Raw genomic sequence first — 10,294 nt, 5'->3', positions numbered from 1 at the left:
GGCGTGATCGACACAGCCGAGTTGTTCAAGTGACCGCCAACAAGCCGATCCCAGAACTGGCGCAGGTGCGCCTTGGCTACATCCCGCTGACCGATGCGGCGCCGCTGATCATTGCGCTCGAACATGGTCACTTCGCGCGCTATGGGCTGGATGTGGCGCTGTCGCAGCAGACCTCCTGGGCCACGTTGCGGGACAAGCTGGGCGTCGGTTACCTGGATGGCGCGCATTTGCTCGCGCCGATGGCGTTGGCCTGTTCGCTGGGCATCGAAGGCCTGCAGCAGCCCCTGGTGACGGCGCTGAGCCTGGGGCTGAACGGCAATGCCATCACACTGGCGGATAACCTGTTTCGTGACATGCAGGTCAGCGCCGGCGGCTATGCCACCAGCGCGGCGGCCCTGGCGGCGGTGGTGGCCCAGCGGCGCGCCAGCGGCGCCGATCCGCTGACCTTCGCCAGCGTCTATCCGGCCTCCAACCACACCTATCTGCTGCGCTACTGGCTGTCGGCGGCCGGCATTGATCCGGATCGCGACGTGAAGCTGATCGTGGTGCCGCCACCGCAGATGGTGCAGCGCCTGCGCCAGGGGGCCATTTACGGCTACTGCGTCGGCGAGCCATGGAATACGCTGGCGGTGCGCGAGGGCGTCGGCGGCATCGCGGCCACCGGTCACGACGTCTGGAACAACGCGCCGGAAAAGGTGCTGGCGGTGTCGGCTGCCTGGGCCGAGCGCTATCCGGCCACGCACGCGGCGCTGATCAGTGCCCTGGTGGAAGCGGCGCAGTGGCTGGATGCCAGCCTGGAGAACCGTCGCGAGGCGGCGGTCTTGCTGGCGCGTCCGGAGTATCTCGACCTGCCGGTTGAGGTGATTGTCGGGTCGCTGGTCGGTGACGTGGCGGTCGACCCGCGTGGCGGACGCCGCGAGTTGTCGGACTTTCACGTTTTTCATCGCTACGCGGCCAACTTCCCGTGGCGTTCGCACGCCCTGTGGATGCTTGAACAGATGGTTCGCAGCGGACAGCTGTCCGAGGATGCCGACCTTGTCGCTGTCGCCGAGGCGGTGTATCGACCCGACATCTACCGGCGTTCCGTGGGGCATCTTGGGCTGCCGGTGCCGGTGGTCGACATGAAGGCCGAGGGCGGACACCGTGGCGTGTGGAAGCTGGGTGAGGGCGACGAGGCGGTGACGCTGGGGCCGGACCGGTTCATCGACAACGCGGTGTTCGACCCGCGAGTTCTTGGTGCGAAAATTGCATAGATAATTGCAGGTTTGACGGTTGACGCCGTCCGGCCGGGGGTCGGGCAGGTGGCAGCCCGCCGGTTGTGGCCGGTGGTAAAAAATGTCCTGGCCGGTTCAACCCGGCCTTCGCCGTGGCAACGTCGCTGCGGTTTTGGGTTCGCCAACGTCGGCGAGCGGAAACGAGATCCCTGGCACTGCCGGGGCCTTGGTGACTGCTTGACACGACGAAGATGGACGAACGACCGCACCTGACCGTGATTGGCAACGGCATGGCAGCCAGCCGCGCCGTTGACGAACTGCTGGCGCACGCCCCGCAACGCTATCGCATCACCGTGGTCGGCGCCGAAGGGCAGCCGGCCTACAACCGCGTTCTGCTGTCCGCCGCCCTGGCCGGCGACGTCCCGCCCGACGGGCTGGTCCTGCGGCCGGCCCACGATCTGGCCGAGCACGGCGTCGAGGTCATCAGCGGCCGGCGGGTGATCGCCATCGAGCGCGCTGCCCGTTGCCTGCGGCTCGACGATGGTGAGCGACTGCACTATGACCGCGTGCTGCTGGCGACCGGGGCACGCGCCGTTCGGCCCGACGTACCGCGCGCGCAGCTGCCTGGCGTAATCGCATTCCGGACCCTCGCGCATCTGCAGCACGTGCTGGATGCGTGCCGTGGTGGCGGGCAGGCGGTCGTGGTGGGTGGCGGGCTGCTGGGCCTGGAAACCGCTGCGGGGCTTGCCCGGCAGGGTCTGGAGGTGACGGTCCTGCATGCGGCGGATCACATACTGAACCGCCAGCTCGACGCGCCGGCGGCGGCCGTGGTGCAGCGCGCGCTCGAAGCCCGTGGCATTCGCTTTGAATTGTCCGCGCGTTGCACGGCCCTGACCGGCGACGCGCGGGTGGAGGCGGTCGAACTTGGCGACGGCCGCCGGGTGGCGGCGCAGTTGGTGGTGTTCGCGGTTGGCATCAGTCCGCGCACGGAACTGGCGCGTGAGGCCGGCATTGCCTGCAACCGCGGCGTGTTGGTGGACGACGCGCTCGCCACCTCCGATCCCCTGATCGATGCCATCGGCGAATGCGCCGAGCACCGCGGCGTGTGCTACGGCGTGGTGGCACCGCTGTACGAGCAGGCCGCCGTGTGGGCGCGCCGCGTGGCCGGCGATGACGCCGCCGCGTATGCCGGGTCGGTGGTGTCGGCGCAGCTGAAGGTCAGCGGTGTCGACGTCTTCTCCGCCGGCCAGATCGAGCCGCAAGACGGCGAAGCGCTGGTGCTTCACGACCCGACCGCCGGGGTGTACCGGCGCCTGAATGTGCGCGGCGACCGGGTGGTCGGCGCGGTGCTGGTCGGTGACGTCGCCGACGGCCCCTGGTTTCAGCAACTCATCGATGCCCGGACGGATGTCGCGGCGGCCCGCCAGGTGCTGCTGTTCGGCCGGGCCCTGGCCGAGCCGCGCCTGAAGCGCGTCGAGGCGTCCGCTTCCTGTGAGGACAAACCCATGCAAAAGACCCGTGTGGTGGTGATCGGCAACGGTATGGTCGGCCAGCATCTGGTCGACACCCTGGCCGAAACGGCGGCCGACCGCTTCGCGCTGACCGTGTGCGGGGAGGAATCCCGGCCGGCCTATGACCGCGTGCACCTGTCCGAGTATTTCGGCGACAAGACGGCGGACGAGCTGGCGCTGACCACGCCGGCGTTCTATGCCCGGCACGGATTCGAGCTGCGCACCGCCACGGCGGTGACGGCCATCGACCGCGCCGCCCGCACGGTGACCACCGCCGCCGGCGAGGAGCTGCCGTACGACAAGCTGGTGATCGCCAGCGGGTCGTACCCGTTCGTGCCACCGGTGCCGGGCCGTGACCGGCCGGGCTGTTTCGTCTACCGCACGCTGGACGACCTGGACGCCATCCGTGCCGCGGCGCAGGGCGCCCGCGTCGGCGTGGTGGTCGGTGGCGGGCTGCTCGGCCTTGAAGCCGCCAATGCGCTGAAGTCGCTGGGCCTGGAGGCGCATGTGGTCGAGTTCGCGCCGCAGTTGATGGCGGTGCAGCTGGATGCCGGTGGCGGTGCGCTGCTGCGGCGCAAGATCGAGGCGCTCGGCGTGGGTGTGCACACCGGCCGCAACACGCGGCAGATCGTCGACGGCGAGTCGTGTCGCCACCGCATGCAGTTCGCCGACGGCGAGCATCTTGAAACCGACCTGATCGTGTTCTCGGCCGGCATCCGCCCACGCGACGAGCTGGCCCGGTCGTGCGGTCTCGAGGTGGGCGAGCGCGGCGGCATCGTCGTCGACGACCGGTGCCGTACCGGCGACCCGGACATCTACGCCATTGGCGAGTGCGCCCTGTGGGACGGGCGCATTTTCGGCCTGGTGGCGCCCGGCTACCAGATGGCCAAGACGGTCGCCGCCGAACTGTCTGGCGGGCAGGGCGCCTTTGCCGGGGCCGACATGAGCACCAAGCTGAAGCTGCTCGGCGTGGACGTCGGCAGCATCGGCGACGCGCACGCCAGGACGCCGGGGGCGCTGTGCTACACCTACCAGGACGACCTGGCCGGCGTGTACAAGAAGATCGTCGTCGATGCCGAGGGCCGGCGCCTGCTGGGCGCGGTGCTGGTGGGCGATGCCGCCGATTACGGCAGCCTGCTGCAGTTCTGCCTGAACGGCATCGACCTGCCGGCGCAGCCGCAGGCGCTGATCCTGCCCGATGCCGGCGGCAAGCCCGCGCTCGGCCCGGACAAGCTGCCCGCCGAGGCGCAGATCTGTTCCTGTCACGATGTCAGCAAGGGCGCCATCGTCGCCGCCATCGACGAGGGCTGCACCACCGTCGGCGACCTGAAGACCTGCACCAAGGCCGGTACCGGCTGCGGCGGCTGCGTGCCCCTGGTCAAGTCGCTGCTGGAGGTGGAGCTCACAAAGCGCGGCCTTGCCGTCAACACCGACATCTGCGAGCACTTTCCCTACACGCGCCAGGACCTGTACCAGCTGGTGCGCGTGGGCGAGATCCGCACCTTCGACGCGCTGCTCGACAGACACGGCCGTGGGCGTGGCTGCGACATCTGCAAGCCGGCGGTGGCCTCCATCCTGGCCGCCTGCTGGAACGAGTACGTCCTGAAGCCGGCCCACGAGGGCCTGCAGGACAGCAACGACCGTTTTCTGGCGAACATCCAGAAGGACGGTACCTACTCGGTGGTGCCGCGTGTGCCCGGCGGCGAGATCACGCCGCAGAAACTGGCGGTGCTGGCCGACGTGGCACAGGAATTCGACCTGTACACCAAGGTCACCGGCGGTCAGCGCATCGACCTGTTCGGGGCGCGCCTGGATCAGCTGCCGGCCATCTGGAAGCGCCTGGTGGACGCCGGCTTCGAGTCCGGTCACGCCTATGCCAAGGCGGTGCGCACGGTGAAATCGTGCGTCGGCAGCACCTGGTGCCGTTACGGCGTGGACGACAGCGTGGGGCTCGCCATCCTGCTCGAGGAGCGCTACAAGGGCCTGCGCGCGCCGCACAAGCTCAAGTTCGCGGTGTCCGGCTGCACGCGCGAGTGCGCCGAGGCACAGAGCAAGGACGTGGGTGTCATCGCCACCGAACAGGGCTGGAACCTGTACCTGTGTGGCAACGGGGGCATGAAGCCGCGTCACGCCGACCTGTTCGCCACCGGCCTCGACACCTCGACGCTGATTCGCTACGTCGACCGCTTCCTGATGTTCTACATCAAGAGCGCCGATCGCCTGCAGCGCACCTCCGTGTGGCGCGACAACCTCGACGGCGGCATCGACTACCTGCGGGACGTGATCATCGACGACCGGCTCGGCATTGCCGCCGAACTGGAGGCACAGATGGGCCACGTCATCGACACCTACGAATGCGAGTGGAAAAAGACCCTGGACGACCCGGAGCGCCTGCGCCGGTTCAAGCCCTTCGTCAACAGCGACACACCCGACGAGACCATTCACTTCGTGCGCGAACGTGGCCAGGTGCGCCCGGCACGCACCGACGAGAAGCCGAGCGAGGTGACCGAACATGCCTGAGGCAGCCCTGGCCATGAACCAAGAAGCCAACGACTGGGTCGAGGTGTGCGCCCTCGACGACCTGCCGCACAACGCCGGCATCGCCGCGCGCGTTGCCGGCCGGCAGGTGGCGCTGTTCCACCTGCCGGCCGAGACACCGGCCGTGTATGCGCTCGACAACTGGGATCCGCTGGGTGAGGCGGCCGTGCTGGCACGCGGCATCGTCGGCGATCTTGGCGGTGCGCTCGTGGTCGCCTCGCCGCTGTACAAGCAGCACTTCAGGCTCGCCGACGGGCAATGCCTGGAGGACGCGGCGGTGCGTGTGACCGCCTACCCGGTGCGGGTCGATCAGGGGCGGGTGTGGCTGGCGGTGTCGTGAACGGGGGCGTGCGCACCACCTGTCCGTACTGCGGGGTGGGGTGTGGCGTGCTGGCCACGCCGGATGGCGCCGGCGGCGCGGCCATCGCCGGTGACCCGGCGCATCCGGCCAACTTCGGGCGCCTGTGTTCAAAGGGCTCGGCGCTGGGCGAGACGCTGGACCTCGACGGTCGCCTGCTGGAACCGCTGGTCGATGGGCGGCCGGTGGCGTGGGAGGCGGCGCTCGATGCCGTCGGCGAGAGCCTGCGTGCGACGTTGCGGCAGCACGGTCCGCAGGCGGTGGCGTTCTACGTGTCCGGACAGTTGCTGAACGAGGACTACTACGTCGCCAACAAGCTGATGAAGGGCTTCATCGGCGCCAACAACATCGACACCAACTCGCGCCTGTGCATGGCTTCCACCGTGGCCGGTCACACGCGGGCGTTCGGTGCCGACACCGTGCCCGGCTGTTACGAGGACCTGGAACTGTGCGACCTGCTGCTGCTGGTCGGCAGCAACACGGCCTGGTGTCATCCGGTGCTGTACCAGCGCATCAAGGCCGCCAGGGCAGCGCGCCCGGACCTGCGCGTGGTGGTGATCGACCCGCGTCGCACGCCGACCTGCGACATCGCCGACCTGCACCTGCCGCTGGCGCCGGGCAGCGACGTGGCGCTGTTCAACGGCCTGCTGGCGGCGCTGGACGCGCGCGGTGCGGTGGACGAAGCCTACGTCGGTGCACATGTGGACGGTTTCGACGCCGCGCTGGCGGTGGCCCGCGCCGAGGCGCCGGACGCCGCCACCGTGGCGGCGGCCTGCGACCTGCCGGTCGGCGACGTGGCGCAGCTGTATGACTGGTTTGCCGGTACCGAGCGCGTGGTCACGGTGTTCTCGCAGGGCGTGAACCAGTCCGCCGTCGGCACCGACAAGGTCAACGCCCTCATCAACTGCCACCTGGCCACCGGGCGCATCGGCCGCCCGGGCATGGGGCCGCTGTCGTTCACCGGCCAGCCGAACGCCATGGGCGGGCGCGAGGTGGGTGGCCTCGCCTCCATGCTGGCCTGCCATCTCGACTATGCCGATGCGTCGCACCGCGCGCTGGTGCAGGCGTTCTGGGGCGGTGGGCCGATCAGCGCCACGCCGGGACTGAAGGCGGTCGACCTGTTCAGCGCCATTGAATCCGGCCAGGTGCGGTGGCTGTGGGTCATGGGCACCAACCCGCTGGCCAGCCTGCCGCAGGCGGACCGCTTTCGCGCGGCGCTGGCCACCTGCGAGCGGGTGATCGTCAGCGACTGCGTGCGCGACACGGACACCACCGCGCTGGCGCATGTCCTGTTGCCGGCCCTGGCCTGGGGCGAGAAAAGCGGCACGGTCAGCAACAGCGAACGGCGCATCTCACGCCAGCGGGCGTTTCTGCCAGCGCCGGGGCAGGCGCGTGCAGACTGGTGGGCGCTGAGCCAGGTGGCGCAGCGGCTGGGCTTCCAGGGGTTTGACTACGTCGACGAGGCGGCCATTTTCGATGAGTACGCACGCCTGTCGGCGCTGGCCGGTGCCGCCGGCCGGGACTTCGACATTGGCGCCCTGGCCGGGCTGGATCGCGCCGCCTACGACGCGCTCGAACCGGTGCAGTGGCCGGTGCCGGCGGGGACCAGGCAAGGCACGGCGCGGCTGTTCGATGACGGCCGCTTCTACACGCCGGGCGGGCGGGCGCGCATGCTGGCCTGTGCCAGTCGTGCGGTGGGCAGCGCGCCGGACAGCGAGTATCCGCTCGTTCTGAACACCGGCCGGGTGCGCGACCACTGGCATACGCTGACGCGTACCGGCAAGTCCCCGCGCCTGTCCGGACACATCGCCGAACCGCTGCTGGAACTGAACCCGGCCGACGCCACGCAACTGGGTCTGACAGACGGCGGATTTGCGCGCATCGACAGCCGTCATGGGGGACTGGTCACCCGCGTGGCGCTCGATTCCGGCCTGCGTGCCGGCGAGGTGTTCCTGCCCATGCACTGGAACAGGACCTTTTCCAGTACCGGGCCGGCCGATGCGCTGGTCGACGCGGTGCTCGATCCGGTCTCCGGTCAGCCGCAGTTCAAGCTGACGCCGGTGCGCGTCACCGCCGTGGCCCTGCCGTGGCGGGGGATGCTGCTGACACGCCAGCCGCGGGCGCCGGGCGACGTCGACTACTTCACCCGTGCCCGGGTCGCGGGTGGCTGGCGCTGGCGCATCGCCGCCGCCCAGGCGCCGCAGGACGTGCGGGCCTGGGCACGTTCGCTGGCCGGCCCGCCGGCGGCCGACTGGCAGTGGCTGGAGTACACCGACCCGCTCGGCGAATGCCGGGTGCTGGCGATGGACGGTGACCGGGTCATGCTGGCGCTGTTCGCCGGTACCGAACTCGACTGGCTGGCCGACGACTGGCTGGCGGCACGCTTCGGCGAGGCGCTCGACGGGCCGGCGCGCAGGGCGTTTCTGGCCGGTGTGCCGGGGTCGCCGGGCGCTGACCCCGGGCGCACCGTGTGTGCCTGTCATCAGGTCGGGATCAACACCATCGTGCAGGCCATCGTCAAACGAGGCCTGGACAGTCCACAGGCGATCGGCGCGACGCTCAAGGCCGGCACCAACTGTGGCTCGTGCGTGCCGGAACTGCGGCAGATCCTGGCGGCCGCCGACCGGGCGGCCTGAGCGGCGGGACGGCCGTTCGGTTGCTTGACCGGCCGGTCAGCGGGCGGTGTAATGGCGGCGGTCGCCGATCGCCGGAATAACAACATGCCCCATGCCTGCCTGCGATCGCGCTCCCTGCTGTGGAGCGCGGTCTTTTCGTTGTTTCTTGCCGCCTGCTCCGAGGCGGAAAAGCCAGGCGCGGGCGGCGGGCCGGCGGCGCGTCCGGCATTGCCGGTGGTCACCGCTACCGCGGACACACGGCCGATGAGCGAAAGGGTGCGTGCCGTCGGTACGTTGCAGGCCAACGAGTCGGTGATGATTCGTCCCGAGCTGGCGGCCCGGGTGGAGCGCATTCACTTCCAGGAAGGCCGGCCGGTGGCGGCCGGCCAGGTGCTGATCACCCTCGACGCGGCCGAGTACCGCGCCCAGGTGGCGCAGACCGAGGCCACGGTCGAGGCCAACCGGCTCACCTTCGAGCGGGCGGCGGACATGGTCCGGACCAACATGGTGAGCCAGCAGGACTACGATCAGGCGCGCGCGCGCCTGGCCGAATCGCGCGCCTTGCTCGAGCGCCACCGCGTGATGCTGGAAAAAACAACCCTTCGGGCGCCGTTCGACGGTGTGGCCGGTCTGCGTCTGGTGAGTCCCGGTGCCTACGTGCAGCCGGGCCAGGACCTGGTGAACCTGGAGGACCTGGACCCGCTGAAGATCGAATTCCGCGTGCCCGAGCGCCACGCCGCCGCGCTGACGGTCGGTCGGCCGTTGACGCTGCGCGTGGACGCGGTGCCCGGCGGCGCGTTCACGGGCGAGATCTACGCCATCGACCCGCGCCTGGATGCCGCCACGCGCACCTTCGCGCTGCGCGGGCGGGTGCCGAACGGCGACGGCCAGCTGCGGCCGGGCATGTTTGCGCAGGTGGAACTGACGGTCGGCGAGCACCCGCAGGCGCTGGTGATTCCGGAGCAGGCCATCGTGCCGCGCGGCGAGCGTCTGTACGTGTTCCGGGTGACCGACGGCACGGTGGCGCTGGTACCGGTGGTGACCGGCCTGCGCGAGCCCGGCATCGTCGAGGTGGTGCAGGGGCTCGCGGTCGGTGACACGGTGGTGACCGAGGGACAGATGAAGCTGCGCGATGGTGTGCCGGTGACGGCCACGGCGCAGGATGCCGCCTCGTGAAGCTGACGGACCTGTCAGTCGGCCGGCCGGTGCTGGCCACGGTGATGAGCCTGGTCATTCTGCTGCTGGGCCTGATCGCGTTCGAGCGGCTGTCGGTACGCGAGTACCCGATGATCGACACGCCGGTGGTGTCGGTGCGCACCATCTATCGCGGCGCCAGTGCCGAGATCATGGAAAGCCAGGTGTCGCAGCCGCTGGAGGACGAGCTGTCCGGCATCGAGGGCATCGACGTGATGAAGTCGGTGTCCCGCGAGGAGGTGTCGGAGATCACGGTCAAGTTCCGCCTGACGCGTGATCCGGACGATGCCGCCGCCGACGTTCGCGACCGCGTCGCCCGCGCCCGCGGCATGCTGCCGGACGAGGTCGACGAGCCGATCATCTCCAAGGTCGAGGCCGACGCCGACGCCATCATGTGGCTGGCCTTCTACAGCGACCACCACACGCCGCTGGAAGTGTCCGACTACGCCGACCGCGTGGTGCGGGACCGTCTGCAGACGATTCCCGGCGTGGCGACGGTGCTGATCGGTGGCGAGCGACGCTATGCCATGCGCATCTGGCTGGACCGCGAGCGGCTCGCTGCCTACGGGCTGACACCGCTGGACGTGGAGACCGCGCTGCGGCGCGAGAACATCGAGGTGCCGTCCGGGCGCATCGAGAGCATGCAGCGCGAGTTCACGGTGCTGTCGGAAACCGACATGCGGACCGCCGAGCAGTTCGACCGGCTGATCATTCGCGAGGTCAACGGCTACCCGGTGCGGTTGCGCGACGTCGGGCACGCCGCCGTGGGCGCCGAGGACGAGCGCTCCGGGATCCGCGTCGACGGTTCACCGGCGGTGGGCCTGGGGGTGGTCATGCAGTCCACGGCCAACCTGCTCGAGGTGG

The 10,294-nt window shown here is 69.9% G+C and carries 6 protein-coding genes; all 6 read left to right on the top strand.

The window, feature by feature from the left end; translation table 11 throughout:
• Positions 1-1,253 (top strand): CmpA/NrtA family ABC transporter substrate-binding protein (locus tag ABYX71_RS07765; RefSeq protein WP_372695929.1); only part of this gene is annotated, 1,253 nt, incomplete at its 5' end.
• A gap of 212 nt (positions 1,254-1,465) precedes the next feature.
• A complete protein-coding gene (nirB, locus tag ABYX71_RS07760) occupies positions 1,466-5,245 on the top strand; it encodes a nitrite reductase large subunit NirB (protein ID WP_372695928.1) in 3,780 nt (1,259 codons plus the stop codon).
• Complete coding sequence (gene nirD, locus ABYX71_RS07755) at positions 5,238-5,603, top strand: nitrite reductase small subunit NirD (protein WP_372695927.1); 366 nt, start codon at positions 5,238-5,240, stop codon at positions 5,601-5,603. Before nirB ends, nirD begins: the two co-directional genes overlap by 8 nt.
• The gene (locus ABYX71_RS07750) at positions 5,600-8,257 is read left to right on the top strand and encodes a molybdopterin-dependent oxidoreductase (protein ID WP_372695926.1); all 2,658 of its coding nucleotides are present in this window, start codon (positions 5,600-5,602) and stop codon (positions 8,255-8,257) included. The genes nirD and ABYX71_RS07750 overlap by 4 nt, the downstream gene beginning before the upstream one ends.
• 51 nt (positions 8,258-8,308) lie before the next feature.
• Entirely contained in the window at positions 8,309-9,412 is a 1,104-nt protein-coding gene (locus tag ABYX71_RS07745; RefSeq protein ID WP_372695925.1) for an efflux RND transporter periplasmic adaptor subunit, read from the top strand.
• A partial coding sequence (locus ABYX71_RS07740) for an efflux RND transporter permease subunit (RefSeq protein WP_372695924.1) occupies positions 9,409-10,294 on the top strand: 886 nt, incomplete at its 3' end. The genes ABYX71_RS07745 and ABYX71_RS07740, both read left to right, overlap by 4 nt.

This window comes from Immundisolibacter sp., assembly GCF_041625615.1.
GTDB lineage: Bacteria > Pseudomonadota > Gammaproteobacteria > Immundisolibacterales > Immundisolibacteraceae > Immundisolibacter.
This window is presented reverse-complemented; position numbering and strand designations above follow the sequence as displayed.